At 68.2% G+C, this 16950-nt stretch carries 14 protein-coding genes; 8 read left to right on the top strand and 6 right to left on the bottom strand.

Features of this window, described 5'->3' with window-relative positions; genetic code table 11:
- Position 1 precedes the first annotated feature (1 nt).
- From AACH00_RS07770 to AACH00_RS07750, 5 genes are all read right to left on the bottom strand, one after another.
- Complete coding sequence (locus AACH00_RS07770; protein WP_341398523.1) at positions 2–1135, bottom strand: efflux RND transporter periplasmic adaptor subunit; 1134 nt, start codon at positions 1133–1135, stop codon at positions 2–4.
- Positions 1132–1743: a hypothetical protein gene (locus tag AACH00_RS07765; protein WP_341398522.1), complete on the bottom strand. Its 612-nt coding sequence runs from the start codon at positions 1741–1743 to the stop codon at positions 1132–1134. Before AACH00_RS07765 ends, AACH00_RS07770 begins: the two co-directional genes overlap by 4 nt.
- A gap of 68 nt (positions 1744–1811) precedes the next feature.
- On the bottom strand, positions 1812–3107 hold the full coding sequence (locus tag AACH00_RS07760) for a TolC family protein (protein ID WP_341398521.1): 1296 nt from the start codon (positions 3105–3107) through the stop codon (positions 1812–1814).
- 197 nt (positions 3108–3304) lie between these two features.
- Positions 3305–3679 carry a cation efflux protein, CzcI family gene (gene czcI / locus AACH00_RS07755; RefSeq protein WP_341398520.1) on the bottom strand — a complete coding sequence of 125 codons (375 nt, stop codon included), beginning with the start codon at positions 3677–3679 and terminating at the stop codon, positions 3305–3307.
- A 100-nt stretch (positions 3680–3779) separates the two neighbouring features.
- Positions 3780–4688 (bottom strand): LysR family transcriptional regulator, encoded by a 909-nt coding sequence (locus tag AACH00_RS07750; protein ID WP_341398519.1) that lies wholly within the window; start codon positions 4686–4688, stop codon positions 3780–3782.
- Positions 4689–4853: 165 nt separating this feature from the next.
- Between AACH00_RS07750 and AACH00_RS07745 the strand changes: the two genes are divergently transcribed.
- The 8 genes from AACH00_RS07745 to AACH00_RS07710 all read left to right on the top strand — a co-directional run bounded on the left by AACH00_RS07745 (position 4854) and on the right by AACH00_RS07710 (position 13649).
- Positions 4854–5414 carry a flavodoxin family protein gene (locus tag AACH00_RS07745; RefSeq protein WP_341398518.1) on the top strand — a complete coding sequence of 187 codons (561 nt, stop codon included), beginning with the start codon at positions 4854–4856 and terminating at the stop codon, positions 5412–5414.
- A gap of 46 nt (positions 5415–5460) precedes the next feature.
- Entirely contained in the window at positions 5461–5754 is a 294-nt protein-coding gene (locus AACH00_RS07740; protein WP_341398517.1) for a superoxide dismutase, read from the top strand.
- Positions 5755–5844: 90 nt separating this feature from the next.
- The gene (locus AACH00_RS07735; RefSeq protein ID WP_341398516.1) at positions 5845–6795 is read left to right on the top strand and encodes an aldo/keto reductase; all 951 of its coding nucleotides are present in this window, start codon (positions 5845–5847) and stop codon (positions 6793–6795) included.
- A gap of 20 nt (positions 6796–6815) precedes the next feature.
- A complete protein-coding gene (locus tag AACH00_RS07730; RefSeq protein WP_341398515.1) occupies positions 6816–7838 on the top strand; it encodes an XdhC family protein in 1023 nt (340 codons plus the stop codon).
- Positions 7835–8305, top strand: coding sequence for a (2Fe-2S)-binding protein (locus tag AACH00_RS07725; RefSeq protein ID WP_341398514.1), 471 nt, complete (start codon positions 7835–7837; stop codon positions 8303–8305). Before AACH00_RS07730 ends, AACH00_RS07725 begins: the two co-directional genes overlap by 4 nt.
- Positions 8302–10593 carry a xanthine dehydrogenase family protein molybdopterin-binding subunit gene (locus tag AACH00_RS07720; RefSeq protein WP_341398513.1) on the top strand — a complete coding sequence of 764 codons (2292 nt, stop codon included), beginning with the start codon at positions 8302–8304 and terminating at the stop codon, positions 10591–10593. The genes AACH00_RS07725 and AACH00_RS07720 overlap by 4 nt, the downstream gene beginning before the upstream one ends.
- Positions 10590–11840 (top strand): low temperature requirement protein A, encoded by a 1251-nt coding sequence (locus AACH00_RS07715; RefSeq protein WP_341398512.1) that lies wholly within the window; start codon positions 10590–10592, stop codon positions 11838–11840. Before AACH00_RS07720 ends, AACH00_RS07715 begins: the two co-directional genes overlap by 4 nt.
- 177 nt (positions 11841–12017) lie before the next feature.
- Positions 12018–13649 (top strand): family 43 glycosylhydrolase, encoded by a 1632-nt coding sequence (locus tag AACH00_RS07710; protein WP_341398511.1) that lies wholly within the window; start codon positions 12018–12020, stop codon positions 13647–13649.
- Positions 13650–13721: 72 nt separating this feature from the next.
- On the opposite strand, the gene AACH00_RS07705 is transcribed toward AACH00_RS07710, so the two are convergent.
- Positions 13722–16679 carry an ImpA family metalloprotease gene (locus AACH00_RS07705; RefSeq protein ID WP_341398510.1) on the bottom strand — a complete coding sequence of 986 codons (2958 nt, stop codon included), beginning with the start codon at positions 16677–16679 and terminating at the stop codon, positions 13722–13724.
- Positions 16680–16950: the final 271 nt, after the last annotated feature.

The following is a 16950-nucleotide window of genomic DNA, read 5'->3' as shown; positions in this document are numbered from 1 at the left end:
GTCAGCGCACCTGGTTGATCAGCGCGGCACCGGTGGTGGCTACGCGGTCACCGGCGGTGAGGCCGGCCGTCACGGCCACGCTCACGCCGTCCAGCGCTTCCGTTGACACCACCCGCGGCTCGAAGCGCTCGGCGGCTGTCTTGACCCAGACAATGGTCTGGTTCGCCGGGTTCTTCATCAAGGCGGCGGCTGGCACGGCGATGCCCTTCACGCGTTGCTTCGTCTGCACGAACACGCGCACGGGTTGGCCCACGGCCAGGCCTTGCAGCGCGGTTTGCACACCGGTACCTTGAACTGAAAACCCCATCGGCAGCGCTTGCTCACGCAGGCTGCGCGCCGCGCCGGTGAAGACCAGCGGCAAGCGCTGCTCACCCACGGCCAGGCTGGCGCTGGCCACGTTGGCGGCCAGGGCGGGGTCGAAGCTCAGCGCCTCGATGCGCAGGCGCGCGGGGTCGATCACCTCGAACAGCAACTCGCGGGCGTCAACCACCTGGCCGGCAACCACATGGGCCGAGGCGATCACGCCGGAGACGGGGGCCGTCAACGCTTCGCGGGCGGCCAGGCCACCGCTGATGGCGGCGATGCGCCCGCCCAGGCTGGCGGCCTCGCTCTCAGCCGCTTCGATGTCTTTGGCGGGCACCGTGTCGGCCAGCTCCTTCAGGCGCGCCAGCCGCTTGTCGGCGAGTGATCTGGCTGCGCGCAGTTCTGCCAGTTGCGCCGCCTGGCTGGCCAGCTCCACCGGCGCGGTGGCGGGCGCCACATAGGCCAGCACCTCGCCCTTCTGCACGCGCTGGCCCAGGGCCGGCAGCCCGCGTGGCCCAGCGGTGATGCGGCCGGTATTCATCGGCTGCACCTTGCCCCCGGCGTTGGGGTCCATCACCACGGTGCCGTTCAAGGCGACGGAGCGGGGGAGCTCGGCCTGCACCGCCAGGAGTGTGCGCACGCCCAGCTGGCGCTGCGCGGGCTTGGGCAGGAAGACGCTCCCATCTGGCTGGCGCTGCGGGCCGCTGGTGGATTGCACAGGCGGTGCTTCGCCGTGGTCATGGCCTTCGTCGGCGCGGGTTACGCCAGCGGACATCAGCAAGGCGCAGGCGAGGCTGGTGGCGGCGAGCTTGAAATTGAATGCGCGCTTCATGCTGCTTCTCCGGTGCGTGCCTGGTGGCTGGGCTGTGGGCTGGCTCGTCGATGGAGCCACCAGCGTCGGCCCGCCAGAGCCAGCAGACCCAGCACCACGGCGGCGCCCGCGCCCCAGGCGAGTTTGTTGGGCGCGTGCGATTCCTCGTGGTCGTGGCCATCACCCTCCCCATGGGCCTCTTCAGCACCGTGCAAATCCAGATCGCCCTTGAGCTCACTGGTCAGCGCGCCCACCGTCACCTTGGCGGTCACTGGCCATTCGCCGGCATTGGGCGCTTGGGCCAGCGTCACCTCATAGGTGTCCTCACCGTGCTTCTGTGCTTCCAGCTTCTCGCCGGCGAGAGAGAGTTCGATGCGGGCATCGCGCACCGGTTGGTTGTCTGCGAACCCGTCGAGGTAGAGCGTCACGTCCTTGCCGTTGATCACGCCGACCAGCTCGAACTGATCGGACGTGGCGGTGAAGCGCGGCAGGGCAGGGCCGCTGGCGGCTGCGGGGGCGTCGCCGTGGTCATGGCCCTCGCCGGCGACAGCTGGCAGTTGGGTGGCCAGCAAGCTGCTGCCCAGGGCGGTCGCCAAGGCGAGCTTGGTCAGGGTGGGTGTGAATGTCATGAATGGGAATCCTGAAAGGGATGTGTTCGCTGAGCCTGGCTGGATCAGCCGTGAGGTCCTGATCAAGGTCATGGCAGCAGCCCCAGCGCCTGGCGCCACGCCGAGATGGCGGCGGCCAGGTCGATGCGGGCGCGTGCGGCCTGCCGCTCTGCGTCGGCGGCGTCGGCCTCGATGCGCAGGCGGGTCGGCAGGTCGGTTTCACCCAGACGGAACGACTTTTCGAAGAAGCCGCGGGTTTCAACAGCCAGCTGTGCGCGCCGCTGGGCGGCTGCCAGCTGTGCACGTGCGGCCTCGGTGCGTGCTTGTGCGGCGGCGCGTTCAGTGCTCAAGCGCTGGCGCTCCAGCGCCACCAGGGCCTGCTGCTCCAGCGCGTCGGCGCGGGCGTTCGCTTGCCGGGCCGATTGGGCCGCGCTGCCGCCAAACGGCCAGCGCACGCCCAGCGTCCAGGTTTGCTGAGTGGGCTCGCCTGCGGCGCTTCGCGTGCGGGTGGTGGCCAGCTTCAGCTCCGGGCTGGCGCCTTGCTGTGTTGCGGCCAGCAGGGCGGCGGCTTCAGACGCGGCGGCGCTGTCTTGCAGGGCCTGCAGCGCTGCGTGCCCGGGCTCGCTCGTGTCTGCTGGGGGCGGCTCACCACCGGCATCACCAATGGCTTGGTGGGCGTCTATCAAGCGGCTGGTGTTCAGTCCAGTCAATGCGGCCAGCTGCTGCAAGGCACCAGCCTGTGCTGCACTGGCTTGGGCGACCAGGCCTTCAGCCGCTGCCACCGCGCTGTCTGCCTGATGCTGGTCGGCGCGGGCCAGCTCGCCGGCCTTCACCCGCTTGCCCGCATCGGTGGCCGTGGTGCGCGCGGTGCGCAGTTGCGCCTGGGCGGCGTCAAGCTCTGCAGCGGCGCGCTGCCAGGCCCACCAGGCTTCGCGCACGGCGCCGGCCAGCTTCAGCCGGGCGGCGGCGGTGCGGCTGTCGAGGGCGCGTTGCTGTGCCGCGGCCAGCGTCTGGCTGCGGTTGCGCTCACCCGGCAGCCACAGCGGCACGCTGACGCCGAGCTCCAGCTCCTGCATGCCGACGTTGCGGTTCAGGCGGTCGGTCTGGTTCGACAGCTCCACCGCTGCTGGCCAGGGTGTCCAGGCGTTGGCGGCTTGCTGCTCCGCGCTGGCGGCGGCCTGGCGGGTGGCCAGTGCCACCGCCTCGGGCTGCATTGCCCAGGCGGCGTCGAACACCTGGCGCAAGGGGCTCGTCTGTGCTTGTGCTGAAGCCACACACAGGTGACTGGCCGCTGCCGTGATGCAAGCCAACTTGAGCCAGCTTGGGCGGCGCGGGTGGTGGGTGCGCAACTGCGCACCCACAAGTGGAAATGGGGTTCGGGTCATCCGATGCTCCTGGATTGAAAAGACAAGCCACGGGAGATCGGCGAGGTGCGTCCGCTTGGGCACCGTCAGCGCAAGGCAGCGGCGCTGAAGACGCAGGCGTCAGTCAGCGCGCACCACGGCGCAACGGGCTTCGTGGAAGCGGAGTCGGGGGAGGAAAAACTGGAGAGAAAACTGGAGAAAAAGCCCCGCCTCGCCGATCAGGCGAGGGCGCGCCACTGAGGGCGTTCAGGGGGGCTTTGGGCGCGGGTGCGCAGCGCGTCTTGCGACGAGGCTACCCAAGGCGCAGCGCCTGCAGCGGGCACCATCGGCTCGGGCGGAACGGCCACGCTGGCGCAGGTGCCGTGGCAATGGCCGCAGTCGAAATCAAAGCCTGCGGTGCTGCCTGAATCGGCGGTCTTGCTGCTGCCTGCGTTTGCGCTGTTTGCGGCGTCGTCGCCTGCATGCTGGTGCTCATGGTGGCCCAGATGCTGCGCCGGCTTGTTGCCTTCATGCCCGCAATACGCAGCCACCGCCGCCCAGCTGAACTGGAGCGGCAGCAGGCAAAGCAGGAGGATGGCAAACCAACGGCGCATAGCAAAAGTCTAGCAGGCGTGTGAATGCCAATGCGCGGATCAGGCCTGCTTCGGCCGGCCATTGCGAGCCTTCAAGCCCGGCTTTGCGATGCTCTTGCAATCACTCGGGCACCATGGCCGGCAGCTCCGCCACCAGCGTGTCCACGGCCAGTCGCAGGCGCAGCGGCATCTGCTGATGGGCCGCCCACACGGCGCTGGTTTCCAGCGGCACGGCACGCTGGTCGGTCAGCAGGGGCACCAGGGCGCCGGTGGCCACATGTTCACGCACCAGCCAGCTCGGCACCCAGGCGACACCCATGCCAGCCACGGCGGCTTCAACGATCAGTGCCAGGTCGTCCATCCGGATGCGTCCCCTGGGTGCGATCTCGACGAGCCGGCCCGATTCGGCTTCGTACTGGATCGGATGCACGAAGTCGGCGCGTCGGTAGAGCAGGTGCTCGTGGCTGTCCAGGTCTGCGATCTGGGTGGGCGTGCCTCGCTGCGCCAGATAGGCCGGGGCGGCGCACAGCACCTTGCGCTGAGCGAGCAGGCGGCGCGCGCGCAGCGTGCCATCAGGCTTGAGCACGCCGTTGCGGATGGCCAGGTCATAACCTTCGGCGATCAGGTCCACCGGCCGGTCGGTCATGCTCAGCTCCAGTTCCAGCCCCGGGTGCAGGGTGGCCCATTTCAGCAGCACCGGCGCCACGCACAGGCGCCCGAACAGCACCGGCAACGTCACGCGCAGGCGGCCGGTCACCTCCTTCCGGCCGGATTCCAGCAGTGATTCGGCGGCCGCCAGTTCATCCAGCGCGCGCTGGCAGCTCTCGTAGTAGATGCGCCCGTCTTCGGTGAGCCCCAGGGCTCTTGTCGAACGATGGAACAGGCGCACCCGCAGCCGCTCTTCAAGCCGCGTGATGGCCTTGCCCACGGCGGACCGGGTGACGGACAGCCGCTCGGCCGCGCGGGCAAAGCTGCCGGCCTGCACGGTTTCGACGAAGACAAAAACCCCGTCCAGTTGATCTGGTGTCATGGCTGGATTGGTTCCGGCTGGGAACCGGTTGTGCAACTAAATGGATACATTGTATACGCCGGGTAAACCATAACATCTCTTCCCATCGGCACCAAGCCCTGGTGCACCGGTTTGAACAACAGGCGATGCACCCCACCGTGGTCGTCGCCCCTGCAGGAGAGATGCATGCTGGTTTCCATCGTTTACGACAGCGGCTACGGCCACACCGCCCGGCAGGCTGCCGCCGTTGCTGAGGGCGCTCGCCGCGTGGCGGGCGCTGACGTTCGCCTGGTGGCTGTGGCCGACGGCGACATTCCCTGGGAGACGCTGGCGCTCAGCGACGCCATCGTCTTTGGATCGGCCACCTACAACGGCACCATCAGCGCCCGCTTCAAGAAGTTCATGGAGGACTCGACCCGTCCTGCATGGATGCCGCAGGCCTGGCGCAACAAGGTCGCTGCCGGCTTCACCAACTCGGGCGCCATGCACGGCGACAAGCTGAACTCGCTCATCACCATGGCGCTGTTCGCTGCGCAACAGGGCATGGTCTGGGTCGGCCTCGATCTCTTCCCGGGCAAGACTGCCGCCGAGAAAAATCGCGTCGGCGGCTGGCTGGGCGCCATGGCGCAGTCCGATGACGCCGCACCGGACGTCACCCCGCCGACGAGTGATCTCGAAACCGCGGCCCACCTCGGCCAGCGCGTGGCTGAGCTTGCCGCACAACTGCGCGCCGGCCGTGCCGGCTGATGTTTCGCCGGACGCAGCACCCTGCCAACCTCGATCCTGATCCATCATGAAACTGCTTTGCCTCGACATTCCCCAGCCCGGCGCCACGCTGGAGCAATACGGCCCGCACATGCTCGATGAGGTGCGTCACGCCTGGGATCTCTACAAGACCGGCTTCGTCCGCGACATCTACTTCCGCCAGGACCGTCCCGGTGTGGCCATCGTGGCCGAAGCGGATTCGGTGGAAGCTGCGCGCGAGCAGCTCATGACCTACCCGCTCGCGAAGGCCGGCCTCATCGGCTGGGAGGTGATTCCGCTCGGGCCGATGCTGAACTGGGAGCTGCTGTTCGCGAAATCGTGATCCGTGACCCTGCACAGGCAGATCAGATTCCCTTTGACGAGATCGAGCGCTTCATCAAGCGCGCGATCGCTTGATGAAAAGACACCCCACATGAACGCACTTCCCCGCATCGCCCTCGGCACCTGGTCGTGGGGCAGCGGCTTCGCCGGCGGTGACCAGGTGTTCGGCAATCACCTGGGTGCGGCTGACCTGCAGCCGGTGTTCGAGGCGGCCGTGGCTGCCGGCCTCACGCTGTGGGACACCGCGGCCGTGTATGGCATGGGCAGCTCCGAGTCGATGCTCGGCGGTTTCGTGAAGGCTCTGCCGCCCGGCACGGTGCAGTTGTCGACCAAGTTCACACCGCAGATTGCCGACGCCGCGGCACCGAATCCGGTGGAGGCCATGCTGGCGCAGAGCCTCGGGCGGCTGGGCGCCGAGCACATCGACATCTACTGGATTCACAACCCCACCGACGTGAACCGCTGGACCGAGCACCTGGTGCCCTTGCTGCAATTCGGGCTGGTGAAGCGGGTGGGCGTGTCGAACCACAACCTGGAGCAGATCAAGCTGGTGAACGCCACGCTGGCGACGTTCGGCCACGCCATTTCGGCGGTGCAGAACCACTACAGCCTGCTCTATCGCTCGTCCGAGCAGGCGGGCATCCTCGACTACTGCAAGGCCAACGGCATCACCTTCTTCGCCTATCTGGTGCTGGAGCAGGGTGCGCTCACGGGCCGCTACAGCGTGGCGCACCCTTTGCCAGAAGGCAGCGGGCGTGCGGCGACCTACAACACGGTCCTGCCGCAGTTGCAGCAGCTGACGGATGCGATGCGCGAGATCGGCCAGCGCAGCGGCGCCAACGTGGCGCAGGTCGCCATTGCCTGGGCGATTGCCAAGGGCACGCTGCCCATCATCGGCGTGACGAAGGTGGCCCAGGTGCAAGACGCCGCAGCCGCTGTGAAGCTGGTGCTGAGCGAGCCCGACATGCAGCGCATCGAAGCGCTGGCAGCCCAGGCCGGGGTGGATACCCGCGGGGCCTGGGAACGCTCGATGCACGCCTGAGCGTGCCGGCCGACCATCCGATGAACCAGCTCGTTGCTCCCGACTTGACGGTGCTGCGCACGGCGCAGGCGTGGCTGGCCGCGGGCGATGCCGTGTGGCTGGCGACCGTGATCGACACCTACGGCTCCGCACCCCGCCCGGTGGGTGCGATGGCGGCCGTGAACCAGCGCGGCGAGGTCGTGGGCAGCGTTTCCGGCGGTTGCATCGAGGACGACATCACCGACTGGCTGCGCCGTGATGCCCTGGCCTGCAAGCTGGGCACCACACTGGTCTACGGTGTGAATGCCGACGAGCGCGCCCGCCTGCGCCTGCCGTGCAATGGCCATCTGATGCTCTGGCTGGAGCCTGCCGATGCGATGCAGCTGGCACAACTCCTGGGCCACATCGACGCCGGCCACTGCGCTCGCCGCACCCTGCAGCTGACAGACGGCACGGCGGTGGTCTCGGCTGCCGACCCGGGTGAACGGTGCCGCTTGATCGGGCAGACGTTCGTGCAGGTGCTCGGCCCCACCCACCGCCTGGTGCTGATTGGCGCCAGCGACGTGTCTCGCTACCTCGCGCCCATGGCCCTCGGCCTGGGCTTTGCCGTTCAGGTGGTCGACCCGCGGACCGAGTACCTCTCGACCTGGCCACATGCAGGTTGCGAGTTGCTGGCCGACATGCCCGACGACCTGCTGCTGCGGGAGCCTGCCGACGTGAACACGGCGGTGGTGGCGCTCTCGCATGACCCCAAGCTCGACGACCTTGCGCTGATGGAAGCGCTGCAGCAGCCGGCCTTCTACGTGGGCGCGATGGGCTCGCCGCGCACCACGCAGGCACGCAAGGCCCGACTGGCCCAGTTTGACCTCGACGCCGATGCACTGGCCCGCCTGCGCGGTCCGGTGGGTCTCGACATCGGCGCCCGCACACCACCGGAAATCGCCATCTCGGTGGCGGCTGATCTGGTGCGGGTGATGCGGCAGGGTGAATCTCGCTCGCCCGTTGCCGCCAGCCTGCCTTCCCGGCTTTCCAGCTCAACCTCCTCTCAACTCGTCACACCATGACCACACTCAAGATCAACGATCAGACGCGCAACACCAGCGCGCCGGATGAAACCCCGCTGCTGTGGGTGCTGCGCGACGAGCTCGGCATGACCGGCACCAAGTTCGGTTGTGGCATGGCGCTGTGCGGCGCCTGCACCGTGCATGTCAACGGCCAGCCCACACGGGCCTGCCTGACGCCGGTCAGCGCGACCGAGGGCCAGGCGGTGCACACCATCGAGCACATGCAGAACGACAAGGTCGGGCGCGTGGTGCAGCAGGCCTGGGTGGAGCTGAACGTGGCCCAGTGCGGTTACTGCCAGGCCGGCCAGATCATGACCGCCGTGGCGCTGTTGAAGACCACCCCCAAGCCCACCGAGCGTCAGATCGACGACGCCATGACCGGCAATATCTGCCGCTGTGGCACCTATCCGCGCATCCGCGCAGCCATCCAGCTGGCCTCGCGCCGCCTGAACGGAGACAAGGCATGAACACCGTCCAAGCCCAGATGCCGCGCCGTCGCTTCCTGCAGACCGCGGCTGCGCCTTTCGCCCTGGTCATCGGCCTCGAGGCGTCGGCTGAAGAAGCCCTGCCCCAGAAGTTTGGTGCTGATTCCATGCCCGGCGCCACGGTCGACAACCCGCTCGTGTTCGTGTCCATCGCCGCCGACGGCACCGTCACCATCATGGCCCACCGTGCCGAGATGGGCACGGGCGTGCGCACCAGCCTGCCCATGGTGGTGGCCGACGAGATGGAGGCGCGCTGGGACCGCGTGAAGGTGCTGCAGGCGCCCGCAGACGAAGCGCGTTTCGGCAACCAGAACGTTGACGGCTCACGCAGTGTTCGCCACTTCTTCGCGCCGATGCGCCGCGTCGGCGCGGCCGTCCGCCAGATGCTGGAAGCCGCCGCAGCCGCGCGCTGGGCCGTGCCGGTGAGCGAGGTCAAGGCGGTGCAGCATGAGGTGCTGCACCTGGCCAGCGGTCGTCGCCTTGGGTATGGCGAGCTGGCCGCCGATGCCGCCCGCTTGCCCGTGCCCACCCGCGCGCAGCTGCCGTTGAAGCAGCCAGCCGAATGGCGCTACATCGGCAAGGGCAAGACCACCGGCGTTGACCAGGTGGCCATCACCCGCGGGCAGGCCAGCTACGGCATGGACGCCGTGCTGCTCGGCATGGTGTTTGCCGTGGTGGCGCGGCCGCCTGTGGTGGGCGGCCAGCTCAAGCGCGCCGACACGGCGGCGGCCTTGAAGGTGCCCGGCGTGTTGAAGGTGATCGAGATCCCCGGTTTTCAGGGGGCGCCGGTGTTCCAGCCGCTCGGGGGCATCGCCGTGGTGGCTCGCAACACCTGGGCTGCGATGCAGGGCCGCAATGCCCTGAACCCGCAGTGGGAGGACGGCCCGAACGCGGGCTACGATTCCGCAGCGTTCCGCCGTGAGCAGGAACGGGTCGTCAAGCAGCCGGGCACGGTGTATCGCAATGAAGGCGATGCGCCCGGCCTGCTGGCCCAGGCATCGGCTTCGAAGCGATTTGCCGCCGAGTATTTCGTGCCGCACCTGGCCCACGCCACGATGGAGCCACCGGTGGCCACGGCCGTGGTGAGTGAGGCGGGCTGCGAGATCTGGACATCGGTGCAGAACCCGCAGGCGGCGCTCGACGGCGTGGCCGGCGCGCTGGGGCTGAAGCCTGCGCAGGTGAAGGTCCATGTGCTGCTGCTGGGCGGCGGCTTCGGCCGCAAGTCCAAGCCTGATTACGTGACCGAGGCCGCCCTGGTGGCCAAGGCCATGCCCGGCACGCCGGTCAAGCTGGTGTGGACACGCGAGGACGACATCCACCACGGTTACTACCATGCGGTCTCGCTCGATCGTCTCGAGGCGGCCCTGCAGCCCGACGGTCTGCCCGAGGCCTGGCTGCATCGCACCGCCGCGCCCACCATCACCTCGCTGTTTGCGCCCGGCGCCAAGGCGGCCGCGCCTTTCGAGACCGGCATGTCTGCCACCAACATGCCGTTTGCCGTGCCCAATGTGCGTGTCGAGCGTGCGGAGGTGTCGGCGCACGCGCGCATGGGCTGGTTCCGCTCGGTGGCCAACATCCCGCATGTGTTCGCCACGCAGAGCTTCATCAGCGAGCTCGCCCACCGCGCCCGCAAGGATCCGCTCGCCTATGCGCTGGCCCTGCTCGGGCCAGACAGGAAGATCGATCCGCTGAAAATCTCCGATGTCTTCAACTACACGGAATCACCGACCGAGTACCCGATCGACACCGGCCGCATGCGGGCAGTGATCGAGGCCGCTGCCCGAGGCGCGCGCTGGGGCCGCAAGCTGCCGAAGGGCCACGGGCTGGGCCTGGCGTTCGCCTACAGCTTCGTGACCTACGCTGCCACCGTGGTCGAGGTGGCCGTGAACGGCAAGGGTGAGCTCACCATCGTGGCCGTCGACATGGCGCTGGACTGCGGGCCGCAGGTCAACCCGGAGCGCATCCGTGCGCAGATGGAAGGTGGCGCGATCATGGGGATCTCGCTGGCCTTGAGCGGCGAGATCACCTTCCAGAACGGCCGCGTGCAGCAGAGCAACTTCCATGACTACGAGGTGCTGCGACATGCGCAGTCGCCGCGCACCATCCGCACCCACCTCGTGGGCGGTGATCCGGCGTTGCCGCCAGGCGGTGTGGGCGAACCGCCGGTGCCGCCAGTGGCGCCCGCGCTGCTCAATGCCATCTTTGCGGCCACCGGCCGGCGCATCCGCTCGCTGCCGGTGCGTGATCAGCTGACCGCCAGGCGCACGTGACCGCCCCCGCCAGCCCACCAGACACGGCCCTGACCTTGCCCCCGGCGATGGCGCTGCGCAAGGCCATGGGCGGCCGCGATGCCCACGAGGCGCACCGCACCTCGACGCCCCTGGAGTTGCTGTTCGATCTCAGCGCAGTGGTGGCCGTGGCTGCGGCGGTGGGCCTGCTGCACCACGGCCTGGCCGCGGGTGAACCACTCGGGCCCGTGTTGTGGACGCTGGTGCAGGCCTTCTTCTACGTGTGGTGGCCCTGGATGAGCTACACCTGGTTTGCCAGCGCATACGACACCGATGACGTGGCTTTCCGCCTCGCCACGCTTCTGCAGATGAGTGGCGTGCTGCTGATTGCGGTCGGGCTGCAGCAGGGCCATCAGGGCGAGGTGGCCGCGGCGGTCGGCTTCGGCTTGATGCGCCTGACCTTGGTGGTGCAGTGGTGGCGCGCCTCGCGCGAAGACCTGGCTCGTCGAGCCACCTGCCTGCGCTACGCAGGAGCCATCGGCGTCATCCAGCTGTTGTGGCTGGCCCGCGCCTGGGCGGCGCCTGAAGCCTGGAGCCCACCGCTGTTCGTGCTGCTGATGCTGCTGGAGATGGCGGTGCCGGTGTGGGCCGCGCGCAGCGGTGACACGCCGTGGCATGCCCATCACATTGCCGAGCGCTACGGGCTGCTCACGCTCATCCTGCTCGGTGAATGCGTGATGGCCGCCGTCAACGCCATGGCCGGCGTCATCCAGGCGCGGGGCTGGAGTGTCTCGCTGGTGGGTGTGGCCCTGGGCATCGTCGGCCTGCTGATGACGCTGTGGTGGGCCTATTTCCTGGTGCCTTTTCCGCAGGTGCTGCACCAGCGGCGCGAGCGGGCGTTCGTCTGGGGCTACGGCCACGCCATCGTCTTCGCCGCCCTGGTGGCCCTGGGCGCTGGTCTCGAACTGGTGGCTGATGCGCTGGCAGCCGGTGGGCAGGGTGAACGCCACGTTGCCTCGGCGAGCCTGGCCATCGCCTGGACGGCGGTCAGCGTGGTGCTGTTCATGGGCAGCCTCTGGTGGCTCGGTGGCCACACCACGCGCCGTCTTGCACGCAGCCCGGTCTATCTGCTGCCCGTGCTGGTGGGCGCCGTGGCTGCGGTCGGGGTGGTGTGGCTGTGGCGAGCCTGGCCGGCAGGGCTGCTGTTGCTGGGCGCCGGGCCGGCGCTGATGATCGCGTGGATCACCCGTGATCGGCACCTGCAGCCCGAGCGGTTTGCCGTGCGCTGATTTGGCTAAATCAGTGCAAGTCCCGGGCGCCGTCGGCGCTGGCGCCTCGTACAGTCCGCGCAGCCCCACCCGCCCCGCGGGCAGCGCCTGCATGCTTGACCTTGCTGGCCTGAATGGGCGCTGATTTAGCGGTAATTCAATCTGATAGCAGGCCGCCGCCACGAACCGGAGAAGAGCATGTGGACACGTCGACGCCTGGCAATGACGCTGGGCAGTGGGCTCGCGTCAGTGATGACCGCCGAGGCCGGTGCAAAGGCCGTGAAGCCTGGCCCGCAGAACCCCCCGCAGCACGCTCCGCAAAAGCCGCCAGACTGGAGCCGTACCCCCGAGGGCAGCCGGCAGGCTGATCTGGGCAACGGCCACTACCTGAACCCGATCCTGGCCGGTGACCACCCTGACCCGACCGTGCTCAAGGACGGCTCCGACTATTACATGACGTTCTCGTCATTCCAGGCCTACCCCGGCGCGGTGATCTGGCACTCACGGGACCTGCTGAACTGGACGCCCATCGTCGCCGCATTGACGTGCCCCATCGGCACCGTCTGGGCGATGGACCTGATCAAGCATGAGGGTCGCTTCTTCATCTACATCCCGGTGCTGCAGGACAAGGGCACGGCCTTGTACGTGATCTGGGCGGACCACATCCAGGGCCCGTGGTCAGAGCCGGTGGATCTGCGCATTCCGGGTTGCATCGACCCTGGCCATGTGGTGGGCGAAGACGGCCGCCGCTACCTGTTCGTCAATGGCGGGCGCCGCGTGCGCCTCACGGCGGACGGCCTGGCCGCTGACGGCCCGCTGGAGAGCAACGCCTGGCAGCCCTGGCAATACCCGGCCGACTGGGAAGTGGAGATGTTCGCGCCGGAGGGCCCGAAGCTGTTGCGGCGCAACGGCTGGTTCTACCTCATCTCCGCCGTGGGGGGCACGGCCGGGCCGGCCACCAGCCACATGGTGACCGTGTCGCGCTCGCGGTCAGTGCACGGGCCGTGGGGGCACTGCCCGCACAACCCGGTGGTGCGCACCCGCGACATCTCTGAGCCGTGGTGGTCACGCGGACATGCCAGCGTGGTCGAGGGGCCGAAGGGCGATTGGTGGATGGTTTATCACGGCTACGAAAACGGCTTCCGCACGCTGGGACGCCAGGCCTTGCTGGAGCCGGTGGAGTGGACGGCCGATGGCTGGCTGCGTGCCCGCGGTGGCCGTCTGGATCGCCCGCTGCCGGCCCCTGGCGGCAAGGGCAATGCCGTCAACCCGCCCGGCCTGAGCGACGACTTCTCGCGCAGCCGCCATGGCCTGCAATGGGCCTTCCACGCGCCCGCTGCCGACGAGTCGTCGCGCCTGCGGCATGCCGATGGCGGGCTGGTCATCCGCGGCAAGGGCGTGAGCCCGATCGATTGCTCGCCGTACTGCTGCATCGCCGGTGACCGCAGCTACGAGATCACCGTGGATCTGGAACTGCGCGGCGACGTTGTCGGTGGCCTGCTGCTGTTCTATGACGAGCGTGGCCATACCGGCCTGGGCTTCACCCGGGGCGAGATGCGCACCTTCGGTTACGGCCAGGAGCACACCTGGATGCGGGAGGCGATGACGGTGTCGCGGGTGCGCATTCACCTGCGCAACCGCGACAACGTGCTGCGCTGGCGCTATTCGCTGGACGGCGGGGCGACCTGGCGTGATCACGGCTGGCAGATGGAAGTCTCGGGCCTGCACCACAACGTGTTTGGCGGCTTCCTCAGCCTGCGGCCGGCGATTTTCAGCGCCGGCAACGGCGAGCTCGTGGCGCGTGACTTCCAGTACCGGGGGCTGCGCTGACGCTGGGCGACAGCGCGACCAAGATCACAACTGCTGCGCCACCAGCCGGTCTTTGAGAGGCGACACCAGGCCTCAGAACCCCGCCGGGTAGGTGGCCGTGGTCGTCATGGTGATGGGCGTGCCCACACCGGCACCGTACTGCTGCACGTTGATCATCGGGAACAGCAGTTTCTCGGCGGCGGTGTAGCCGTAGGCGGCCACCTGGGCGCTGGCGCTGGCGGTGTAGGTGATGCCCCACAGGTCGAACACCGGGCGCATGTCGCGGCCGATGATGCGCGAGGTGGCGATCACCATGAAATCGTTGCCGTCCATGCTGCTGGGGTAGGCCGCGTAGGTGCCGAAGCCGAGACCGGCCGCGCTGGTGGCCCAGCTCGATTGCGCGGCGCCCATGTTGCGGTCCAGCAGGTAGAGCAGGGTGTACAGCTCCCAGCCGTCATTGAAGGTGCCGCTGCGATGGATGCGGGCGTATTCCACCAGCTGGCGATAGAACATCAGGCGAACGGCACCGTTGGCACCGTAGCTGCTGTCGGTCCACATCGCGGCCTTCATCGACGCGATCGGGTCGGACGTGGCCAGGGCCGTCTTCATCAGGTCGAACGGCGCCTTGGCGCTGCCGCTGCGCGACAGCGGCGAGGCCGGCAGCGTGTTCTTGTTGAACATCATCTGCTTGTGGATCGGGAAGATGTTGTTCGACACCTCCGTCGACAGGCCGCCGTAGATGTTCAGGCGCGAACGCTGCAGGTTGTGGCCGATCTCGTGGCTCTCGCCCCAGCCCAGCGGCTCCAGCGCCCAGCTCTGGTCGTACGGGTTGCCCGAGCAGCCGGCGCCACAGGCCGCGTAGTTGTCAGAGATGAGGTGCTGCATCACGTCGCGGCGATGCTGCGTGCCGGTGCAGTCCCAGCCCTGCGCGGTGCAGAACGCGCTGACCGTGGGGGCGAGCGTGAAGGTGCCTGCAGTGGCCGAGTTGAAGCCGGCCAGCTCGTAGGTGTCCTTGATGGTGTACGTCCACATGTTGCTCACCAGCTTGGCCATGTCGTCGTTGTACGTGGCCAGGGTCTTGCGGAAGTTGGTGAGGTTGGAATGCACCGTCAGGAAGTCGGTCGTCAGGCCCACCCAGTTGGTGGGCGTGCTGGCGATCTCGGCCTTGAACGCGGCCACTTCAGCCGCGTTGTCGGGGTTGCGCAGCACCGGGTGGGTGATCCCGCCGTCGATCTGCACGGTGACGGCCGGCGCGCCCGTGGCTGCGCTGAGGAACAGATAGACCGGGCCGCCGAACGGGCTGGTCAGCGTCACGGTCTTGCCGGCCACCAGCGGCACTCGCGGGCTGGCCAGCTGGGTCGGGCGGTCGTAGGTGTCGTAGACGTGCGTGGTGTCACGCAGCATGTTCAGGCCCACGGTCACGCCCTGCGTGCCGCTGTCGGTGCGCTGCAGCGTGACGGTGCGGCCGGGCATCACGTACAGCCCGGTCATGTATTCGCGCGAACCGGTCTCGGGCGAGTTCGCGCTCACCAGTTTCGAGATGGTGGGCGTGGTGGCAGGGAACAGGCCCGAGAAGTTGCCCAGGTTGCGGGCAACAGCGTTGGCCGGGCGGTTGATGTAGGCCGTGAAGTCGGAGAAGTAGGCCTGGAAAAACGCCTGGCGATCCGCCGTGCGCGTCATCGGGTAGCTCACGGATTCGCGGTACTTGTCGCCCAGCAGCACCATGCGCTTTTCCAGCGCATACCCCGGTTGCGAGAACAGCGCCACGCCCTGGGCGTCGAGTGCGCGCAGCTGGCTGCGCAGGGCCTTGCCAGGCGCCGTGAATTCATTGATCAAGGCGGCGTTGCCCGAGGTGGTGCCGTTGGCTTCACACAGCGTGCGGCCCAGGTCGTTGAAGCAACCGGTCCAGTCGGTGGTGAAGTTGTTGGCTTCCAGGCGTTGCACCAGGGCCAGCCAATCCGCGGGCGTGGCCGGTGTGTTGGGCTGCGTGGCCGGATCAAACGTTTTCAGGCCTTCCTTCGACCAGTAGTTGTTCGACACGCTCAGGCCGAAGTATTCCAGCAGGCGGGCGGCCAGGGTGTTGGCGTCGCGGTAGTGGTGCAGGTAGAGCACCGGAATGCCGCGGGCCTGCGCCGCCGTCACGGCGCTCATCACGGTGTCGGCGTTGTAGCCGGCAGGGAATACATCGTCACCGCTCACGTTCGGGCCTTGCTGGCGGCCGATGATGAGCAGGTTGGCACCTTGCAGGCAGGCGTTCAGCTTGTCGCCGTCGCAGCTGTCATCGGTGGCGGCCGTGGCTGCCACGCCGTTGATGGTGACGCCCGGGAACTGCGTGTTCAGCCAGGTGCGCACCTTGCCTTCATGCGGCCACCAGTAGGTCTTGTCGCCGGGCAGGTGGGCAGTCACCACCTTGAAGTTGTCGAAGCTGGTGCGGCCGGTCAGCCAGCCGATGGTGTTGCGCACGGCGCTGTCCATCGCGGCATTGCCGGGCACGCCCATCGGGTTGCCGCCGAACGCGGCATACCGCGCGCCGGTGGTGGGGGCGGTGCCAGCCACGGCCAGCGCCTTGGCGGTGCCCGCGGCGTTGTCGGTGTAGCGCCAGTTGCTCGGCATGAAGACGTGGTTGCGACCCTGGTCGAGCACGTTCAGCGTGGTCGAGTCGTGCGTGGGGTTCCAGTCGATCGCGCCCAGGCTGTTGGCGTTGGCGCTGCCGTCTGCGTTCAGGCCGTACACCGACTGGCGCACTGCGCCGTAGGCGGCGATCACCGACTTGAGTTCAGTCTGCACCGAGGCAGACACCGTGGCCAGCGTCACATCCTTCGCATTGCCGCTGCTCAGGGCCGCAGACAGGGCCGTGACTTGCGGATCCACCACCACCGGGGGCGTGGTGTCGCCGCCGCCAGCGGTGTTGCCGCCGCCCGTCTCACCACCGCCGCCCCCGCCACCGCAGGCGGCCAGGGCCAGCCCCAAGGCCATGGCAGGCCACAGTGGCAGCTTGGGCCGGCGCTGCGCGTCGAGGTTGATCGAGCGATGTACGGGCGTGTTTTTCATTCTTCAAACTTCATGGGTAAGCGGTGCGGCCGGCGATTCTGCCCGGGCCTCCGGGGCCCATCTGTAACGAAGTGCTGTGCGCAGGCCACGTCGTGCGGGCAGCCCGATATCGGCATGAACCCGGCAGATGTGAGCTCGACGGGCGCCTGCTCACCAGCTACCGGGGCCAGCGGTGCACACACGCGTTGCACGAGGGCGGCGGCCTGGTTTTGAAGTGCTCGCCACCACCTCGGCGCATGGCGATGAAGTTGTGAGCATTTGAAATAGTGGC

Source organism: Ideonella margarita (genome assembly GCF_038066635.1).
GTDB classification, from domain to species: domain Bacteria; phylum Pseudomonadota; class Gammaproteobacteria; order Burkholderiales; family Burkholderiaceae_C; genus Ideonella; species Ideonella margarita.
Note: the sequence above shows the minus strand (reverse complement) of the source record. Positions and strands in the feature narration are given on the sequence as shown.